The 18,417-nt window shown below is 57.6% G+C and carries 17 protein-coding genes and 1 tRNA gene; 16 read left to right on the top strand and 2 right to left on the bottom strand.

Features of this window, described 5'->3' with window-relative positions; all coding sequences use genetic code 11:
• The first annotated feature begins 5 nt into the window (after positions 1 to 5).
• The 13 genes from FD37_RS06470 (at position 6) to FD37_RS06410 (ending at position 15,018) form a co-directional block, all read left to right on the top strand.
• Positions 6 to 1,019 carry an NAD(P)H-dependent glycerol-3-phosphate dehydrogenase gene (locus tag FD37_RS06470; protein WP_045807060.1) on the top strand — a complete coding sequence of 338 codons (1,014 nt, stop codon included), beginning with the start codon at positions 6 to 8 and terminating at the stop codon, positions 1,017 to 1,019.
• A 31-nt stretch (positions 1,020 to 1,050) separates the two neighbouring features.
• Positions 1,051 to 1,956, top strand: a complete 906-nt coding sequence (gene galU, locus FD37_RS06465) for a UTP--glucose-1-phosphate uridylyltransferase GalU (RefSeq protein WP_045807061.1) — start codon at positions 1,051 to 1,053, stop codon at positions 1,954 to 1,956.
• 67 nt (positions 1,957 to 2,023) lie between these two features.
• Positions 2,024 to 2,962 (top strand): thioredoxin-disulfide reductase, encoded by a 939-nt coding sequence (trxB, locus tag FD37_RS06460; RefSeq protein ID WP_082078024.1) that lies wholly within the window; start codon positions 2,024 to 2,026, stop codon positions 2,960 to 2,962.
• Between the two features lie 305 nt (positions 2,963 to 3,267).
• Positions 3,268 to 3,915, top strand: a complete 648-nt coding sequence (locus tag FD37_RS06455) for a YfbR-like 5'-deoxynucleotidase (RefSeq protein ID WP_056964289.1) — start codon at positions 3,268 to 3,270, stop codon at positions 3,913 to 3,915.
• 1 nt (position 3,916) lies between these two features.
• The gene (locus FD37_RS06450) at positions 3,917 to 4,441 is read left to right on the top strand and encodes a hypothetical protein (protein WP_056964288.1); all 525 of its coding nucleotides are present in this window, start codon (positions 3,917 to 3,919) and stop codon (positions 4,439 to 4,441) included.
• Positions 4,442 to 4,565: 124 nt separating this feature from the next.
• Entirely contained in the window at positions 4,566 to 6,572 is a 2,007-nt protein-coding gene (uvrB, locus tag FD37_RS06445; protein WP_056964286.1) for an excinuclease ABC subunit UvrB, read from the top strand.
• A 19-nt stretch (positions 6,573 to 6,591) separates the two neighbouring features.
• The gene (gene uvrA, locus FD37_RS06440; RefSeq protein ID WP_056964283.1) at positions 6,592 to 9,450 is read left to right on the top strand and encodes an excinuclease ABC subunit UvrA; all 2,859 of its coding nucleotides are present in this window, start codon (positions 6,592 to 6,594) and stop codon (positions 9,448 to 9,450) included.
• A gap of 235 nt (positions 9,451 to 9,685) precedes the next feature.
• Positions 9,686 to 10,228, top strand: a complete 543-nt coding sequence (locus tag FD37_RS06435) for an HdeD family acid-resistance protein (RefSeq protein ID WP_045807066.1) — start codon at positions 9,686 to 9,688, stop codon at positions 10,226 to 10,228.
• A gap of 193 nt (positions 10,229 to 10,421) precedes the next feature.
• Positions 10,422 to 11,306, top strand: a complete 885-nt coding sequence (gene rapZ, locus FD37_RS06430; RefSeq protein WP_056964281.1) for an RNase adapter RapZ — start codon at positions 10,422 to 10,424, stop codon at positions 11,304 to 11,306.
• Positions 11,303 to 12,316, top strand: coding sequence for a gluconeogenesis factor YvcK family protein (locus tag FD37_RS06425; RefSeq protein WP_045807068.1), 1,014 nt, complete (start codon positions 11,303 to 11,305; stop codon positions 12,314 to 12,316). The genes rapZ and FD37_RS06425 overlap by 4 nt, the downstream gene beginning before the upstream one ends.
• Before the next feature lie 2 nt (positions 12,317 to 12,318).
• Entirely contained in the window at positions 12,319 to 13,260 is a 942-nt protein-coding gene (whiA, locus tag FD37_RS06420) for a DNA-binding protein WhiA (RefSeq protein ID WP_056964279.1), read from the top strand.
• Between the two features lie 134 nt (positions 13,261 to 13,394).
• Entirely contained in the window at positions 13,395 to 13,664 is a 270-nt protein-coding gene (locus tag FD37_RS06415; RefSeq protein ID WP_045807070.1) for an ACT domain-containing protein, read from the top strand.
• Between the two features lie 10 nt (positions 13,665 to 13,674).
• The gene (locus FD37_RS06410; RefSeq protein WP_056964277.1) at positions 13,675 to 15,018 is read left to right on the top strand and encodes a PFL family protein; all 1,344 of its coding nucleotides are present in this window, start codon (positions 13,675 to 13,677) and stop codon (positions 15,016 to 15,018) included.
• Between the two features lie 196 nt (positions 15,019 to 15,214).
• On the opposite strand, the gene clpP is transcribed toward FD37_RS06410, so the two are convergent.
• The gene (gene clpP, locus FD37_RS06405) at positions 15,215 to 15,811 is read right to left on the bottom strand and encodes an ATP-dependent Clp endopeptidase proteolytic subunit ClpP (protein ID WP_045807072.1); all 597 of its coding nucleotides are present in this window, start codon (positions 15,809 to 15,811) and stop codon (positions 15,215 to 15,217) included.
• Positions 15,812 to 16,117: 306 nt separating this feature from the next.
• Between clpP and FD37_RS06400 the strand changes: the two genes are divergently transcribed.
• From FD37_RS06400 to FD37_RS06390, 3 genes are all read left to right on the top strand, one after another.
• A complete protein-coding gene (locus tag FD37_RS06400; RefSeq protein WP_056964275.1) occupies positions 16,118 to 16,567 on the top strand; it encodes a LytTR family DNA-binding domain-containing protein in 450 nt (149 codons plus the stop codon).
• 5 nt (positions 16,568 to 16,572) lie between these two features.
• The gene (locus FD37_RS06395) at positions 16,573 to 17,289 is read left to right on the top strand and encodes a LiaF transmembrane domain-containing protein (RefSeq protein WP_056964273.1); all 717 of its coding nucleotides are present in this window, start codon (positions 16,573 to 16,575) and stop codon (positions 17,287 to 17,289) included.
• A gap of 94 nt (positions 17,290 to 17,383) precedes the next feature.
• Positions 17,384 to 17,455, top strand: a tRNA-Arg gene (locus tag FD37_RS06390).
• Between the two features lie 205 nt (positions 17,456 to 17,660).
• On the opposite strand, the gene FD37_RS06385 is transcribed toward FD37_RS06390, so the two are convergent.
• Entirely contained in the window at positions 17,661 to 18,257 is a 597-nt protein-coding gene (locus FD37_RS06385) for an ECF transporter S component (RefSeq protein WP_056964271.1), read from the bottom strand.
• Positions 18,258 to 18,417 lie beyond the last annotated feature (160 nt).

Here is an 18,417-nt window from a genome sequence, read left to right as displayed (position 1 = left end):
AAACTATGTCAGAGAAAATTGCAGTACTGGGTGCCGGTTCTTGGGGCTCCATCTTAGCCAGTGTTTTGGACGAAAATGGGCACGATGTGCGGTTATGGTCCTACAACCCCAAGCAGGTTGAGGAACTCAACACGCAACACACCAACAGTCACTACATCAAGGACTTCACGTTCTCGAAGTCGTTAGTGGCGTACGCCGACTTGGCCAGTGCCATTGACGGGGTGGACGCCATCCTGTTCGTTGTGCCGACCAAGGCCGTTCGTTCGGTGGCCCATGAGGTCGGCGAATTGCTGGTCCAACAAAAGAATCAACCGGAGATCATCCACGCCAGCAAGGGGATCGAACAACACACCTACAAGCGAATCTCGCAGGTGCTGGAAGAGGAGATCCCGGCAGCCAATCGCAAGGCTGTGACGGTACTGTCCGGCCCGAGCCACGCTGAAGACGTTGCCCGGCATGACCTGACGTTGATTACGGCGGCCAGTGCCAGTCCCGAAGCCGCTAAGTACACCCAGAAGCTGTTCATGACCAACTACTTCCGGGTCTACACCAACTCTGACGTGATCGGGGTCGAAATCGGCGCCGCCTTGAAGAACATCATCGCGTTGGGCGCCGGGGCCTTACACGGCCTGGGCTACGGCGACAACGCCAAGGCCGCTCTGATGACCCGGGGCCTGGCCGAAATCTCCCGGTTGGGAACGTCCTTTGGGGCCGACCCGATGACCTTTATTGGGTTGTCCGGGGTCGGCGACGTGATCGTCACCGCCACGAGTTCCAATTCCCGGAACTGGCGGGCCGGTGACGAACTGGGCCGCGGCGAGAAGCTCGATGACGTGGTCAGCCATATGGGCATGGTCATCGAAGGGGTCGCCACTACCAAGGCCGCTTACGAGTTATCACAGAAGCGGGGCGTGTCGATGCCGATTACCGAAGCCATTTACCAAGTGCTCTACGAAGGCAAGGATATCAAGACCGCCATTTCCGACCTGATGCAACGCGAGGGTCGCGCAGAATTTTAAGGGTTTTAGTCTCTGAGGAGGGATAGTCGTTATGCGTAAAGTCAGAAAAGCTGTGATTCCGGCTGCGGGTTTGGGGACCCGTTTCTTACCAGCCACCAAGGCCTTAGCCAAGGAAATGTTGCCCATCGTGGATAAGCCCACGATTCAGTTCATCGTGGAAGAGGCCCGTAAATCCGGTATCGAGGATATCGTGATCGTCGACGGGAAGTCCAAGCGGTCCATCGAAGACCACTTCGACTCTAATCCGGAACTGGAAGCCAACCTGGAGGCTAAGCACAAGGAAAAGATGCTCAAGCAGGTCCAGGAGACCACGGGCATGAACCTGTACTTCATTCGCCAACCGTACCCGCGGGGCTTGGGCGATGCCGTGTTGACCGCCAAGGCCTTCATCGGCGACGAACCGTTCGTCGTGATGCTGGGGGATGACATGACCGACAGTAAGGTACCGTTGACCAAGCAATTGATCGACCGTTACGAACAGACCGGGGCCTCCACGCTGGCCGTGATGCGGGTTCCACACAAGGACACCGCGAAGTATGGGGTCATTAATCCGTCCGAGGAGACCGCACCGGGCCTCTACAACGTGACCAACTTCGTGGAAAAGCCGGAACCAGACGAGGCGCCGAGTGACCTGGCCATCATTGGCCGGTACCTGTTCACGCCGGAGATCTTCGAGGCGCTGGAACACACGAAGATTGGGCTGGGCAACGAATTGCAGCTGACCGACGCCATTGACAACCTGAACAAGACGCAACGGGTCTTCGCTCACGAGTACAAGGGCAAGCGTTACGACGTCGGCAACAAGTTCGGCTGGTTAAAGACCAACATCGAGTATGGTTTGAACCATCCCGAAACCAAGGACCAATTGCGGGCCTACATCAAGCAGCTGGGCCAACAGCTAACCACCGAAGATGCGAAAAAGCCGGAGTCAAAATAGGTGACAAACTTACTTTTTAATAGTAAAGTGTCATTCATACTAAGATATTCGGAAGGGAGTCGTCAGCTTGAAAAACTATGACGTCATTGTAATTGGTGCCGGACCCGGCGGGATGACCGGGGCGCTGTATGCGTCACGGGCCAACCTGTCGGTCCTGATGCTCGACCGGGGAATTTACGGCGGGCAAATGAATAATACGGCGGCCATTGAAAACTATCCGGGCTTCAAGTCGGTCTTAGGACCCGACCTGGCCAAGGACATGTACGAGGGGTCGACCCAGTTCGGCGCCGAATTCGCTTATGGCAGTGTCGAAGCCATCGAAGACCACGGGGACCACAAGGTCGTCAAGACCGACGATGGGGACTACAGCGCCAAGGCCGTGATCATTGCGACGGGCTCTGAGTATAAGAAGCTCAAGGTACCGGGCGAGGATGAATACGGCGGCCGTGGGGTCTCCTACTGCGCGGTCTGCGACGGGGCGTTCTTTAAGAACCGCGAAGTGATCGTCGTGGGTGGCGGGGACTCCGCCGTTGAAGAAGGTCTCTACCTGGCCGGGTTGGCTTCCAAGGTGACCATCGTGGTTCGCCGGGACCAACTACGGGCGCAAAAGGTCATTCAGGACCGGGCCTTTGCCAACGACAAGATTGAATTTGTTTGGAACACCAACGTGACGGAGATCCAAGGCGATGACATGAAGGTCACCGGCGTGGCGACGCACAACAACCAGACCGGCGAGACCGGTCACTTGGATGCGGCGGGGGTCTTCATCTACGTCGGGACCTTGCCGATGACGGCCGCCTTCACGGGCTTAGGCATCACGGACGACGCCGGCTGGATCATCACCGATGACCACATGGCGACGGCGGTACCGGGCATCTTTGCCATCGGGGACGTGCGGCAAAAGGACCTGCGGCAGATTACCACGGCCGTGGGTGAAGGGGGCACTGCGGGCCAAGCAGCCTTCAGTTACCTGGAATCCTTGAAGTCGCAAGCTGCCACGGACTAAGGCTGGTTGAGCGAACGACAAAATAAGCAATTATCAAGCGAGCCGTTTCAATTGTCTATTTAGACGATTGAGACGGCTTTTTTGGTGGATCAATTGGCGGCTCACGGTGGGAGCCAGCGAGGTAGCCGTGGAACCGCCGCCCATCGGGAACTGGTTTTCTGCCGGCGGTTGGCCGCCAGCGCAGAATTTTGAATCACCGGGCCCCCCCTTCCGGAACAGTCGTGGTATTCTTAAAGTAATACGCCACGGCGGTTGGGAAAACGACTGGTCGTGGCCAGCATTGGCAGAAAGGGAGTAGACACAACATGGGCATGAATCAGTTTTTACAGAGTTTGAGCGATTTGGAAACGATCAACCGGGCACCGGGGTACTTTAAGTTCGAGCAGCACTCGGTTGCCGCCCATTCCTTTAAGGTGGCCGAGGTGGCCCAGTTCCTGGGGGACGTAGAGGAACAGGCCGGTAACCAAGTCAACTGGCGGCTGCTGTACGAGAAGTCCTTAAACCACGACTACACCGAGCGGTTCATTGGGGACATCAAGACCCCGGTCAAGTACGCCACGCCCGAGTTGCGGCACATGTTGGCCGACGTCGAGGACTCGCTGACCGAAAACTTCATTCAAAATGAGATTCCGGCGGAGTTCCAGGACGTGTACCGGCGCCGGTTAGGTGAGGGCAAGGACGCCACGTTGGAGGGTCAGATCCTGTCCGTTGCGGATAAGGTCGACCTGTTGTACGAATCCTTCGGCGAGATTCAAAAGGGTAATCCCGAACCCGTGTATACCGAAATCTATAAGGAAAGTCTGACGACCATCCTGACCTTTCAGCGGATGGCCTGTGTGCAGTACTTCCTGAAGTCGGTCTTGCCGGAACTATTGGCGACCGACTTCAGCGACCGACAGAAGTTGGCAGCCCTGACCAACCACCTGTTGGCAGACAAAACAAAGGAGTCATGACATGGAATTAGCAACCGTTTGGAATCACGCGCTGACCGGCACCACGGTCCGCGAACTGACGCACGCCGATGACGACCTGATCTACCAGTTTCAGGTGAAGCATCCGGCTTATTTTGAACACTTTCAGGATCACCCGGTCACCCGGCGCGAGGCCATCCAGGACCTGGACGACGTGCCGTTAAACGCAACGGCCGACCAGAAGACCTACCTGGGGGTCTTCGAACAGGGGCAGCTGGTCCTGCTGGTGGACCTGATCGTGGACTACCCGTTGCCTAGCCTGGTCTGGCTGGGCCTCTGGTTGCCGGATGCGCAGCTAACGGCTGACCGGCAGGCCGCGTTGTACCAGAGCCTGGTTGAGACGCTGAAGGCCGCCGACGCGGTCCAGCTTCAGCTCAGCGTCTTCATGGGGGACCGTACCGCCCCGGCCTTCTGGGAAGGCCAGGGACTGACCGCGGTCCAACGCACAACGGTGGTTCGGGGCGAACGGACCGCGAACGTGACCATCTATCAGGATAAGTTTGCCTGACGGAACGGCAAACTGGCGAAAGTATGTTCGGTATGGTAGAATATTTGAACGACATGGGGAGCGCTGAGTTTCCCATTTTTTCGCTGTGAAAAGATAAATTTGATGGGACAAGGGGGTAGCGACCATGATCGATCGTCAAACGGATCGCAAGTTTGATTTGGTTTCAAATTATCAGCCGACGGGGGACCAACCCGAGGCCATTGCCCAACTAACACAGGGCATCGAAGACCACGAAAAGGCTCAGATTCTGCTGGGGGCCACCGGGACGGGGAAGACGTTCACCATTTCTAACGTCATCAAGAACGTGAACAAGCCCACGCTGGTGCTGTCACACAACAAGACGTTGGCCGGCCAGCTTTACGGGGAATTCAAGCAGTTCTTCCCGCACAACGCGGTGGAATACTTCGTGAGTTACTATGATTATTACCAGCCCGAGGCGTACGTGCCGTCGAGCGATACCTACATCGAAAAGGATTCGTCGATCAACGACGAAATCGATAAGCTTCGGCACTCGGCGACCAGCTCGCTGTTGGAACGCAACGACGTGATCGTGGTGGCCTCCGTGTCCTCCATCTTTGGTTTAGGGGACCCCACCGAGTATAAGAACCACGTGGTCTCCCTGCGAGTGGGCCAAGAGATCGAACGGGACGCGCTGTTACGGAAACTGGTCAACATTCAGTTCGAGCGCAACGACTATGACTTTCAGCGGGGCCGCTTCCGGGTCCACGGGGACGTGGTGGAGATCTTCCCAGCGTCTCGGGACGAACGGGCCCTACGCATCGAGTTCTTCGGCGACGAGATCGACCGGATTCGGGAGGTCGACGCGCTGACCGGGGAAATTGTGGGCGACCGCGAACACGTCGCCATCTTCCCGGCGACCCACTTTATGACCAACGATGACATCATGGCTAAGGCCACCGAAGGCATCGAGGGCGAACTGAAGGACCGGGTCGCCGAACTGGAGGGTCAGGGCAAGTTGTTGGAGGCCCAACGGCTGAAGCAACGGACCACCTACGACGTCGAAATGATGCGGGAAATGGGCTACACCAGCGGGATCGAAAACTATTCGCGCTGGATGGATGGCCGCAAACCCGGCGAGCCGCCGTACACGCTGCTCGACTTCTTCCCCAAGGACTTCTTGCTGGTCGTCGACGAATCCCACGTCACGATGCCGCAGGTCCGGGGGATGTACAACGGGGACCAGGCCCGGAAGCAGCAGCTGGTCGATTACGGCTTCCGGCTGCCCAGTGCCCTGGATAACCGACCACTGAAGCTCAGTGAATTTGAAAAGCACATCAATCAGGTCGTGTACATGTCCGCGACGCCGGGGCCTTACGAAGAAGCCCAGACGAAGCACGTGGTTCAGCAGATCATTCGGCCAACCGGCTTACTGGATCCGACGATTGAGGTCCGACCAATCATGGGGCAAATGGATGACCTGGTCGGTGAAATTAACCAACGGGTCGAGGCCAACGAGCGGACGTTCGTGACGACGCTGACCAAGAAGATGGCCGAAGACCTGACCGATTATCTGAAGGACTTGGGTATCAAGGTCGCCTATCTGCACTCGGACATCAAGACTCTGGAGCGGACCGCCATCATGCGGGACCTGCGGCTGGGCAAGTACGACGTGTTGGTCGGCATTAACCTGTTGCGGGAAGGCATCGATATCCCCGAAGTCTCACTGATTGCCATTTTGGATGCCGACAAGGAAGGCTTCTTGCGGAACGAACGGTCGTTGATCCAGACGATTGGGCGGGCCGCGCGGAACTCCCACGGGCACGTCATCATGTACGCGGACACCGTCACGGAATCGATGCAGGCGGCCATGGACGAAACGGCGCGGCGGCGGAAGATTCAGATCGCCTATAACCAGAAGCACGGGATTACGCCAAAGACCATCATTAAGCCGATTCGCGACCTGATCGCGGTGACCAAGCCGAGCGACGATAGTGGTGAGAGCGACGACTTTGTGGAAAACGACTTCGAGTCGATGAGCAAGGACGAACAAGAAAAGTTGATTGCCCGGTTGGAAGACCAGATGCGGGCCGCGGCCAAGAAGTTGGACTTCGAACAGGCGGCGTCGTTGCGGGATACCATTATGGACATGAAGACGGAGATCGGCGACTAGGCGTTAGGAGGATGCAGATTTGTTAAACGATAAAATTGTGATTCACGGGGCCCGGGCCCATAACTTAAAGAACATTGACGTCACGATTCCCAAAAATAAACTCGTGGTCATTAGTGGTCTTTCCGGTTCCGGGAAGAGTTCGCTGGCCTTTGATACGTTGTACGCGGAAGGGCAACGGCGCTACGTGGAGAGCCTGTCGTCCTACGCCCGGCAATTTCTGGGCCAGATGGACAAGCCCGACGTCGATTCCATCGATGGGCTGAGTCCGGCCATCTCGATCGATCAGAAGACCACCTCGAAGAACCCCCGGTCGACCGTGGGGACCGTCACGGAAATCAACGATTACCTGCGGCTCCTGTGGGCCCGGGTCGGCACCCCCATCTGTCCGAACGACGGTACGAAGATTACCAGTCAAAGCGTCGAGCAGATGGTCGACCAGGTCCTCGCGTTGCCCGAACGGACTAAGCTCCAGGTCCTGTCCCCCATCGTGCGGGACAAGAAGGGCCAGCATAAGCAGATCTTTGAGAAGATTCGGCGGGAAGGGTTCGTCCGGGTCCGGGTCGACGGTGAGATTCAAGACATCGACGACGTGCCCGAACTGAACAAGAACCAACGGCACGACATCGCCATCGTGATTGACCGAATCGTGGTCAAGAAGGGCGTGCGGTCCCGGTTGTTCGACTCGTTCGAAGCCGCGCTGCGGTTAAGTGGTGGCTACGCGATTGCGGACGTGATCGACGGGGAGCCGTTGATCTTTTCCGAATACTACGCCTGCCCGGTCTGTGGGTTTACCGTGGGCGAACTGGAACCGCGCTTGTTCTCCTTTAACGCGCCGTTCGGGGCCTGCCCCGACTGTGACGGACTGGGGGTCAAGCTGGAGGTCGACCTGGACTTGGTCGTGCCCGATAAGACGAAGACGCTGCGGGAAGGGGCCTTGGCGCCCTGGAATCCGATCAGTTCGCAGTACTACCCCGCCTTGCTGGAACAGGCCTGTGACGCCTTTGACGTCGACATGGACACGCCGTTCAAGGACCTGTCGAAGGCCGACCGTGACCTGGTGCTGTACGGGTCACAGGGCAAGGAGTTCCACTTCCATTACCAAAATGACTTCGGGGGCGTCCGGGACGTGGACGTGGCCTTCGAAGGGGTCGTGCCCAACATCAACCGGCGCTACAAGGAAACCAACAGTGACTTTACCCGAGACGTGATGCGTAAGTACATGACGGAACTGACCTGCAGCACCTGCCACGGCTACCGGTTGAACCGTCAGGCCTTGAGTGTCAAGATCGACGGCCAACACATCGGGGAAGTCTCCGACCTGCCCGTCGACAAGGAACTGCACTTCTTCCAGGACCTGTCGTTCGGCGAACAGGACCAGGTCGTCGCCCAACCGATCTTGAAGGAGATTCGGGACCGGCTGACCTTCCTGCGCAACGTCGGGTTGGATTACCTGACGCTCAGTCGTTCCGCTCGAACGCTTTCCGGTGGGGAAGCCCAACGAATCCGGCTGGCGACGCAAATCGGCTCGAACCTGTCCGGGGTGCTCTATATCCTGGACGAACCCTCGATTGGGTTGCACCAGCGGGATAACGACCGGCTGATCGCCTCTCTGAAGCAGATGCGCGATCTGGGGAACACCCTGATCGTGGTTGAGCACGACGAGGACACCATGCGGGCCGCTGACTACATCGTCGACATCGGCCCGGGTGCCGGGGAGAACGGGGGCCACGTGATGGCCGCCGGGACACCGAAGCAGGTCATGCGATCGCGTAAGTCGCTGACCGGGCAGTACCTGTCCGGCAAGAAGTACATTCCGGTACCGCTGACCCGGCGAACCGGGAACGGCAAGGCGATTCGGGTCACCGGGGCGGCGGAGAACAACCTGAAGGATATCACGGTCGACTTTCCGTTAGGCGAGTTCGTCGTGGTCACCGGGGTCTCCGGTTCCGGGAAGTCCACGCTGGTCAACACGATCTTGAAGCGCGCGTTGGCGCAGAAGCTGAACCATAACTCGGAAAAACCCGGGAAATATCAGAGCATTGCCGGGGTCAAGAACATCGAACGGCTGGTCGATATCGACCAAAGCCCGATTGGCCGGACGCCGCGGAGCAACCCGGCGACCTACACCGGGGTCTTCGACGACATTCGCGGACTCTTCGCGCAGACCAACGACGCCAAGTTGCGCGGTTACCAGAAGGGCCGCTTTAGTTTCAATACCAAGGGCGGCCGGTGTGAAGCCTGTCACGGGGACGGGATTTTAAAGATCGAAATGAACTTCCTGCCCGACGTGTACGTGCCGTGTGAGGTCTGCCACGGGACCCGGTACAATTCCGAAACGCTGGAGGTCGAGTACAAGGGCAAGAACATTGCTGACGTTTTGAACATGACCGTCAGCGAGGCCCTGGACTTCTTCGACGCCATCCCGAAGATCACCCGGAAGCTGCAAACCATCAAGGACGTTGGCCTGGGCTACGTCAAGCTGGGACAACCGGCGACGACCCTGTCCGGTGGGGAAGCCCAACGGATGAAGCTGGCTTCCGAGCTGCATAAGCAACAGAGTGGGAAGAACTTCTACATCCTCGACGAACCGACCACGGGACTGCACACCGACGACATCAAGCGTTTGTTGGAGGTCCTGCACCGGTTGGTCGACAAGGGCAACACGGTGTTGGTCATCGAGCACAACCTGGACGTCATCAAGACGGCCGATCACCTGATCGACCTGGGCCCCGAGGGTGGGGAAGCCGGCGGTCACGTGGTGGCGACCGGCACGCCCGAGGAGCTGGCGCAGGTGCCGAATAGCTACACTGGTCAGTACCTGAAGCCGGTCTTGGAACGGGATACCGCCCGGACCAAGGAAGACCAGGATGAAGACTGAGACGGATTAAGCTGAATCTTTTCAACGGAGTCTGGGGCCCTGAAAGTCCCGGGCTCTTTTGCGTTCGCCGACTATTTGGTGGCGAAACGGGCGCCCCCGAACCGCCGTTGGGCCCCCGTTCTTTGATGTCTGCCCGTGTTTTTTACGGGTGTGAACCTTGTCGCCCGTCACAAAAACCAGTACAATGGATAAAACCGGTCAACCAGTGGCCGGAGTTGTGAGGAGATGCAAGCCTATGTTTGATATGAACCGTACCCGTTGGGGCTTCGATTGGGGCGAATTCATCCTGGGCATCCTGTTCCTGGTTGCCGCCTATGGATTGTTTCGGTCACCGAAGATTGGCCTCACGGGCTTAGCCATTATTTTTGCCGTTATGGCCCTGCTGAGTGGGTTGACCACCATTGCGGGGTACCAAAAATTACACGAGGTCACCGGCGTACGGGCCAATTTTGCCCTGGTCCTGGGAATCCTCGACATCCTGATCGCCGTGGTGTTCTTCTTCGATATGAACAGTGCCATCGTGACGTTGGGCTACCTGTTCGCTCTGTGGTTCATCGTGGACTCGATTGAGCGGCTGGTCGTGGCCAGTCACCTGCGCCGGTTCGGTGGGGGTTACTTCTGGATCTCCACGATTCTGGACGTCTTGACCCTGGTGGTCGGCATCCTGTTGTTCGTGAATCCCGTGGTCGCGGCCCTGTCGTTGAACACGTTGATCGCCATTTTCTTTGCGGTCTTCGGGGTGAACGCCATTTGGATCGCGATTGCCCGGAGTCGTTAGGCAAAAGCATGAGCATCAAGAAACCAAGCGGGGCGGTGACGGTGGTCACGGCCTCTTTTGTTTGCCCAAAACCGTAACCGGAGAGACTTCTTGGCGGGAATCGTGGGGGGACGTTAAGATAATGATTAGGAAAGACACGCCCGGTGTGCTATACTCTTAAAAGACGTTTTTTCGAGCAGAGAGGTGGAGAACCATGACAGAGAAGTTCCATTTAGTGATTATTACCGGAATGAGCGGGGCCGGGAAGACCGTGGCCATGCAAAGTTTCGAGGATCTCGGTTACTTCTGTATTGATAATTTACCACCGACCTTATTACCGAAGTTTTGGGACCTGGTCCGGGAATCCGGCAAGTTAAACAAGATCGCGCTGGTGATCGACCTGCGCTCGCGGGCCTTTTACGATGAGGTCGTGCGGATGTTAAACGACGTCGCCATCCACGGGACCATGCAGGCCCAGGTTCTTTTCCTCGACGCGTCCGACGAAGAGCTGGTCTCCCGGTACAAGGAGACCCGGCGCTCGCACCCGCTGGCCCGGAATGGTCGGGTCATGGAGGGGATTCAGCGGGAACGCCGCTTGCTGGCCCCGATTCGTCAGGCGGCTCAGCTGGTGATCGACACCACCAACATCTCGCCGCGTAAGTTGCGCGAAGAGATCTTTCATAACTACGAGACCGAAACCACGCAGGCCTTCCACATTGAGCTGATGTCCTTTGGGTTCAAGTACGGCCTGCCCATCGATGCCGACATCGTGATGGACGTCCGCTTCCTGCCGAACCCGTACTACCTGCCCGAACTACGGGACCAGACGGGATTGGATCAACCGGTCTACGACTACGTGATGAAGCAGCCCCAGACCGAGGACTTTTACCAGCAGTTCTTAAAGCTGCTGGAGTCCATCGTGCCCGGCTATAAGAAGGAGGGCAAGGCCAACCTGACGATCGCCATCGGGTGTACCGGCGGCCAACACCGTTCGGTCGCCCTGGCCCAACGGTTGGGTCAAGCCCTGGGGAACCAGTACCCCGTCCACGTGACCCACCGGGATATCGAGAAGAGAAAGGAGTCCGCGAACCGCTCATGAAAGACTTAATGAAGAGCCACCGGCCCAAAATCGTCGTGATTGGCGGGGGAACCGGGTTACCCGTGATTTTGAGTAACCTACGGGACCAAGACGTCGACATCACGGCGGTCGTGACCGTGGCCGATGATGGCGGTTCGTCCGGCATCATTCGCCACTACGTCAACGTGGTGCCGCCTGGAGATATTCGGAACGTGATGGTGGCCCTGGCCGAGGTACCCGGCATCTACAAGGACCTCTTCCAGTACCGCTTCGAGACCACCGACGACTTTTTCGCCGGCCACGCGATTGGCAACCTAGTCATCGCCGCCCTTTCCGAGATGAAGGGGGGCATCTTTGACGCGGTTCAGGAGCTGTCACAGCTGATGCGGGTCAACGGGCACATCTACCCGGCCGCCAACGAACCCTTGGAGCTGCACGCGCAATTTGCGGATGGCAGCACCCTGAGCGGGGAGTCGGAGATCACCGCTGCCCATAAGCTGATCAAACGGGTGTGGGTCGAAACGAGTGACCACCATCAACAGCCCCACGCCGTCCAACCGGTGATCGACGCCATCATGAACGCCGACCAGATTGTCTTGGGTCCCGGGAGCCTGTTTACCAGCATCCTCCCCAACCTGATGATTGACAGTGTCGGCCAGGCCGTGGTGCAGAGCCAGGCCGAGGTCGTCTATATCTGTAACATCATGACGCAAAAGGGTGAAACCGAAAACTTCACCGACGCCGACCACGTGCGGGTGCTCAACGACCACCTGCACACCAACTTTATCGATACCGTCCTGGTTAACACCCGTAAGGTGCCCGACCAGTACATCGACTATCAACGCTGGAACGAAATGTCCCAGCCCGTGCGACATGACTTCCAGGGTCTCCGTGATCAGGGGTGCCGGGTCATCTCCACGGACTTCTTACAACTACGCGATAACGGGGCTTTTCATAACGGACAAGAGGTCGTTTCCGAACTCTTGAACCTGATTGGCCAGCCGCGCTATCGCCTGAATCGGGGGTCTTAACCATGTCCTATGCCAGTGAAGTAAAGAAGGAGCTGACCACGCTCGAGGTTCACCGGGCCAACGCCAAGGCCGAATTGGTCGCGTTGATCCGGATGAACGGGGCGTTGGGCTTGGCGCACCACCACTTCGTCTTAAACGTGCAAACGGAAAATCCCGCCATCGCGCGCCGGATGTACCAACTGCTCAAGCAGTTCTACGATCTGGAGAGTGAGCTCTTAGTGCGGCGGAAAATGAAACTCAAGAAAAACAACCTCTACATCGTGCGGGTCAAGACCGGCGTGACCAAGGTGCTGTCCGACCTGGGCATCTTTGACGGGGTCCAACTCTCGGAGTCGGTCCCGGACGAGATCCTCAACTCGGACCTGCAGATTCGGTCGTACCTGCGAGGGGCCTTTCTGGCCGGGGGCTCCGTCAATAATCCGGAGACCAGCCGGTACCACCTGGAGATTTACTCCCTGTACGAGGAGCACAACCAGATGATTGCCGAGATGATGAACCGCTACGACCTCAACGCGCGGACCATCGTGCGCCGTAGCGGGTACATCACCTACCTGAAGGGCGCCGAGAAGATCGCCAACTTCCTGTCCCTGATTGGGGCGACGACGGCGATGCTGAAGTTCGAGGACGTCCGGATCATGCGGGACATGCGCAACTCGGTCAACCGCTTGGTCAATTGCGAAAGTGCCAACCTAGATAAGGTGGCCAACGCGTCGACCCGGCAGATCGACAACATTCAGTTCATCGAGGCCACGGTGGGGTTGGGCCAACTCCCGACCAAGCTGCGTGAGGTCGCCGAGACCCGGCTGGCCCACCGGGAGGTCAGCCTGAAGGAATTGGGCGACCTGGTTCCCGGGGGACCGATTTCCAAGTCGGGAATCAACCACCGGCTCCGAAAAATCAACGATTATGCAAAACAACTCCGCGAGGGGGAAGCCACGGCTTAACTCGCTTGGGGATGCGGGACGTCGACGAACCTGTCGGGGTCCTTTTTTGCGGCCGTCAAAATGGTGAGTGCGCTTTCACGAGGGGCATGCTATCATGGAATCAACACACGAAACGCACTTAGGAGGCGTCAATGATGAGAGTGATTGTAACGGTCATTGGAAATGACCACGTGGGAATCGTGGCCGCGGTGGCGACCGAACTGACGAAGCTCAACATTAACATTGTGGATATGTCGCAAACCATCATGGATCAGAGCTTTACCATGATGCTCTTGGCCGAATGGGACGACCAGCAACTCAGCCTGGCCGATGCGAAGCAGGCCCTGACCGCGCTGGGGCAACGGAATGACCTGACGATTCGGGTCCAACGGCAGTCGGTCTTTGACGCCATTCAGAAGATTTAGGAGGCAGCAGATGGAAAGTCGATCAATTCTTGAGACCATCCAGATGATTGATGAGGAAAATCTGGACATTCGGACGATTACCATGGGCATCTCGCTACTCGACTGTATCGACAGTGATGGCGCCAAGGCCCGGCAGAAGATTTACGATAAGATCACCACGAGTGCCCAGGACCTGGTCAAGGTCGCCGGGGAGATCCAAACGGAATACGGGATTCCCATCATCAACAAGCGCATCTCCGTGACGCCGATTGCCCTGGTCGCGGCGGCGAGTGGCGATACCGACTACGTGGCCTACGCCCAAACGATGGAGGCGGCGGCTCAGGCCATCGGGGTCGACCTGATCGGGGGCTTCTCGGCGCTGGTCCAGAAGGGCTATCAATCCGGGGACCGAAAGCTGATTGCGTCGATTCCCCAGGCGTTAGCGGAGACCAGTCGGGTCTGCAGCTCGGTCAACATTGGGTCCACGCGGGCCGGCATCAATCTGGACGCGGTCGGGGAGCTGGGCCGCATCATCAAGCAGACCGCGGCCATCGACCCGGTCAATTGCATGGGACTGGTGGTCTTCGCCAATGCCGTGGAGGACAACCCCTTCATGGCCGGGGCCTTCCACGGGGTCGGCGAGGCGGACCGCATCATCAACGTCGGTATCAGTGGCCCCGGCGTGGTCAAACGGGCCCTCGAACAGGTGCGTGGACAACGCATCGACGTGGTCTCCGAGCAGATCAAGAAGACCGCCTTTAAGGTGACCCGGATGGGCCAGTTCGTGGGTACCGTGGCGTCACAGCGGCTCGGGGTGCCCTTCGGCATCGTCGATCTGTCGTTGGCGCCGACCCCGAACGAGGGAGACTCGGTCGCGGAGATCCTGGAAGAAATCGGCTTGGAGAGCGTGGGCGCTCCCGGCACCACGGCGGCGCTGGCCCTGCTGAACGACGCGGTCAAGAAGGGCGGTGTCATGGCCTGTGAACACGTCGGGGGGCTGTCCGGCGCCTTCATTCCGGTCTCCGAGGACGCCGAAATGATTCGGGCCGTCGAGGCGGGCCGGTTAGGCTTGGAAAAGCTGGAGGCGATGACGGCGGTCTGCTCCGTGGGGCTGGACATGATCGCCATCCCCGGCGACACCAGCGCGGCCAGCATCAGCGGCATGATTGCCGACGAGGCGGCCATCGGGATGATCAACAACAAGACCACCGCAGTCCGGGTGATTCCCGCACCCGGCAAAACGGTGGGTGACCAGGTCGAATTCGGCGGCCTGTTCGGTCGGGCACCCGTGATGCCGGTCAACCCGAGCCAGCCGCAGGCGTTCATCGCCCGTGGCGGTCACATCCCGGCGCCCATTCATTCCTTTAAAAACTAATGAGCTGAGCAACGGTGGCGCACTTGGAATGGTGGCGTCACTAAAAGGAGGTTCCGTCACATCCCGGCGGAATCTCCTTTTTTAGCGAAAAAAATTTGGGAAGCGTGGTCGATGGGCCGAGCAGGGCCCCAGTCATTCCTAAAATCGGCACAAAAAAAACGCCACTTAACGTGACGTTTTTTGCTGAACGCAAGGATTACTTCTTTTGTTCGTTGCTGTTGGTCATGATGTGGTCGATCAGACCGTAATCGACAGCGTCTTGGGCACTCAGGTAGTTGTCCCGTTCGGTGTCCTTGTTGATGCGTTCGATTGGTTGACCGGAGTTGTCGGCCAAGATTTGGTTGATCAACTTCCGGGTCTTCAAGATTTCCCGCGCCGCAATTTCGATTTCGGTTTGTTGCCCTTGCGCACCACCAGAAGGTTGGTGAATCATGACTTGGGCGTGTGGTAAGGCGAACCGCTTCCCCTTGGTACCGGAAGAAGCCAAGACGCTGGCCATGGAAGCTGCCATCCCCAACGTAATCGTTTGCACGTCGGATTGGATGAAGTTCATGGTATCGTAAATGGCTAAGCCGGAAGAAACGACACCACCAGGAGAGTTGATGTACAAGGAAATGTCCTTCGTGGAATCTTGTGCATCCAAGAAGAGTAATTGGGCAATGATTGCATTGGCCATGTCATCTTCGATGGGACCGGAAAGCATGATGATCCGGTCTTTTAAAAGTCGTGAATAAATATCATAAGCCCGTTCACCACGGGATGATTGTTCAATAACCGTTGGTACTAAATTCATGACGAGATAGCCTCCTTAGTTTTTAACGTAGAATGGCTAGCGATTGCTAACATGGTGTTAGTTTACCGCTATGGTCAAAACAGGTCAAACAATATGTCTTCCCCGCAAACGATTAGCCATTTGACTAGCACTATCATAACAGAGTTCGCCCAAACGTCACGTATTCTATCAGCTAACGGGGGAAATTGACCGGTGGCTGACGTTACCGTGACCGGTCAGGACGGTAAACGGCCCCGTCATGCCGGGACGATTTACTTTGGACGGCGGCTGTGGTGTACTAGATTCAACGGAAAGGGAGGGAATCGTGTGAAGGTCAGAGTGGAAGTGGATCCGACGTTGCCGGCCCCCGAGGTCGTGGTCCGGGTCCCGGCAGAAACGGCGGAGACGGCCGCGTTGGTGAAGACCCTTGCGACCATGGGTGGTCCCGCCGCGCAGTTGACCGTGAGTCTGCGGGGGCACCAGGAGCGCGTCGTCGTAGCGGATATCCTATTCTGTGAGTCTGCGGGGCACCAGGTGATGATCCACACGGCGGACCGGGTCCTGACCACGCGGGTCCCCCTGTACAAGTTGGCGACGGAGCTGCCGGCGACCTTTGTCCGGGCCTCCAAGTCGGCCATTTTGAACAGTGAGCAGGTTGCGTCGCTCAGCAAGTCGCTGACGGGGAACCTGGTTCGGTTTCAGCACTCACACAAGCAACTCTACGTGTCACGGCGGTATTACGGGGCCCTGAAGCGGGTCTTAGAACGAAAGGGGTAATCTAAATGCGATTACAGCGAAATTGGTTTTGGGGGACGTTCTTTCTCGTCGGAGCGGTTCTCCTGGTGGTCGGACAGCTCGGGCTGTTACCGGTCCGCTTTGGCTTCTGGCAACTCTTAGTGGGGATCTTCTTGGTGGCCATGCTGGTCTACAATCTGGCCCACCGCAGCATTGGCGGAAGTGTCTTCAGCCTGGCGTTCTTAGCCATCGTGTTTGCCAAACCGTTGGGGATTACGGCGCTGGTGCCGTGGACCATCCTGGGGGCGGCGTTGTTCTTAACGATTGGGCTGTCGCTGCTGGTGAGTCCTCGCCATTTTTTTAGGTACGAGACGCACACGACCTTCCATCACGGGGATGCGACCGAGCGGGTCGACCGGATGACCACCGACGAGTCACAGGTCGGGGTGAACGTGAACATGGGGAACAGCATCCGCTACCTGCAATCGCAGGACTTCCAGCGCGCCGACATTAACGTGCGCATGGGCAACGCGAAGCTCTACTTTGACGAGGTCCAGGTCGCGCCGACTGGGGCCGTGATTAACCTGAACGTGTCGCTGGGGGGCGTGGAACTGTACTTTCCGCGGACCTGGAACGTGAAGCTGAACGTTGATCCGAGCCTCGGCGGTGTCGAGGTCAAGGGGGCCCCGGTCGCCAGTGCCGGCCCCACGGTGATCGTCCAGGGACACGTTTCCCTGTCGGGCGTGACCGTGGTTTACGCGTAAGGCGTTTTTAGAAAAAACTGATTTTGCCCCTTGAAATTCGAACCGGGGTCGGTTATAGTAGTTAGTGTTCTGTTAAAGGAACAACTCGTGTGATGCGCCCGTAGTGTAATGGATCGCACGTAAGATTCCGGTTCTTGAAATGGGGGTTCGATTCCCTCCGGGCGCACTAAGCTGGCTCATCGCTGATTGGCGGTGAGTTTTTTTGTATCTCCAGCTAAAACCAGCGGGGGACCTTACGTGGATGCGAAAAAGCAGACGGGAAACGCTCATTTTTGAGAATTTCCTGTCTGCTTTTATTTATGTTGGGAATCACTAAACGGATGGCGCTGAGCGGAAGCAAGCGACAGCCGCCACTTAACTAGCACTATCCGTTAAGATGTTAGTTGGTCCCACTTACGGCGCAACGGTCGGGCAATCAGCGGGGCGACCAGAACGTCGAGCAGGAGTTCGGGAACGGCGTTGGTGACCAGTGAGATCATCAGAACGTAGCCCAGGGTCTGGTTGCCGGTCGCCCCAAAGGCGGTCGCCACGGCGGGCGTCTGATAGAAGACGTAGACCAGTCCGAGCACTAGCAGGCTGTTCACCAGGGCCGCGCAACCGGCGGCCAGCCGCATGGCGTTGCCGGTCGACCAGCGTTGGCGTCCCCAGGTGAAGAGCCAACCGGCCAGCAGGCCCATTAAGAGACGGGGCAGGATGGAAATCAACGGGTTGGTAAAGACCAGCGGGGCGACCGGGCTAGAGGGCCAGGTAAAAGCCCGAATAAAGGTGATCAGTCCCCAGAAGCCCCCGATGAGGGCCCCGTCCCGCGGTCCCAGGGCGGTCCCGGCGACGATGACGGTCAGCCCAATCAGGGTCATGCTGAAGGGACCGAGGGGAATGTAGCCAAGAAATGGAAGAATATTCTGTAGGAGGACGATGGCCATAAGCAGGGCATCGACGACCAACCGAAAGGTTTTGTGACGCGTCATTGCGTAACCTCCAAAGCATTTTAAATTCGTGCGGCTATTATAGCATGTTTTGAGATAGGAGGGTGAGGGAACCAATTCACAAATATTTGAATGAATTTTCAAATATTACTTGTATTTTTATGCAAAACCCGTTATAGTAATTAAGTAATATCAATTCGAT

The organism is Levilactobacillus spicheri DSM 15429 (assembly GCF_001435095.1).
GTDB classification, from domain to species: Bacteria; Bacillota; Bacilli; order Lactobacillales; family Lactobacillaceae; genus Levilactobacillus; species Levilactobacillus spicheri.
This window is presented reverse-complemented; position numbering and strand designations above follow the sequence as displayed.

Bases quoted from the DNA above. Each gene is read 5' to 3' on its own strand.
- FD37_RS06470 (WP_045807060.1), top strand. From the start codon at position 6: ATGTCAGAGAAAATTGCAGTACTGGGTGCCGGTTCTTGGGGCTCCATC.
- galU (WP_045807061.1), top strand. From the start codon at position 1,051: ATGCGTAAAGTCAGAAAAGCTGTGATTCCGGCTGCGGGTTTGGGGACC.
- FD37_RS06455 (WP_056964289.1), top strand. From the start codon at position 3,268: ATGGGCATGAATCAGTTTTTACAGAGTTTGAGCGATTTGGAAACGATC.
- FD37_RS06450 (WP_056964288.1), top strand. From the start codon at position 3,917: ATGGAATTAGCAACCGTTTGGAATCACGCGCTGACCGGCACCACGGTC.
- uvrB (WP_056964286.1), top strand. From the start codon at position 4,566: ATGATCGATCGTCAAACGGATCGCAAGTTTGATTTGGTTTCAAATTAT.
- FD37_RS06435 (WP_045807066.1), top strand. From the start codon at position 9,686: ATGTTTGATATGAACCGTACCCGTTGGGGCTTCGATTGGGGCGAATTC.
- rapZ (WP_056964281.1), top strand. From the start codon at position 10,422: ATGACAGAGAAGTTCCATTTAGTGATTATTACCGGAATGAGCGGGGCC.
- FD37_RS06425 (WP_045807068.1), top strand. From the start codon at position 11,303: ATGAAAGACTTAATGAAGAGCCACCGGCCCAAAATCGTCGTGATTGGC.
- whiA (WP_056964279.1), top strand. From the start codon at position 12,319: ATGTCCTATGCCAGTGAAGTAAAGAAGGAGCTGACCACGCTCGAGGTT.
- FD37_RS06415 (WP_045807070.1), top strand. From the start codon at position 13,395: ATGAGAGTGATTGTAACGGTCATTGGAAATGACCACGTGGGAATCGTG.
- FD37_RS06410 (WP_056964277.1), top strand. From the start codon at position 13,675: ATGGAAAGTCGATCAATTCTTGAGACCATCCAGATGATTGATGAGGAA.
- clpP (WP_045807072.1), bottom strand. From the start codon at position 15,811: ATGAATTTAGTACCAACGGTTATTGAACAATCATCCCGTGGTGAACGG.
- FD37_RS06395 (WP_056964273.1), top strand. From the start codon at position 16,573: ATGCGATTACAGCGAAATTGGTTTTGGGGGACGTTCTTTCTCGTCGGA.
- FD37_RS06385 (WP_056964271.1), bottom strand. From the start codon at position 18,257: ATGACGCGTCACAAAACCTTTCGGTTGGTCGTCGATGCCCTGCTTATG.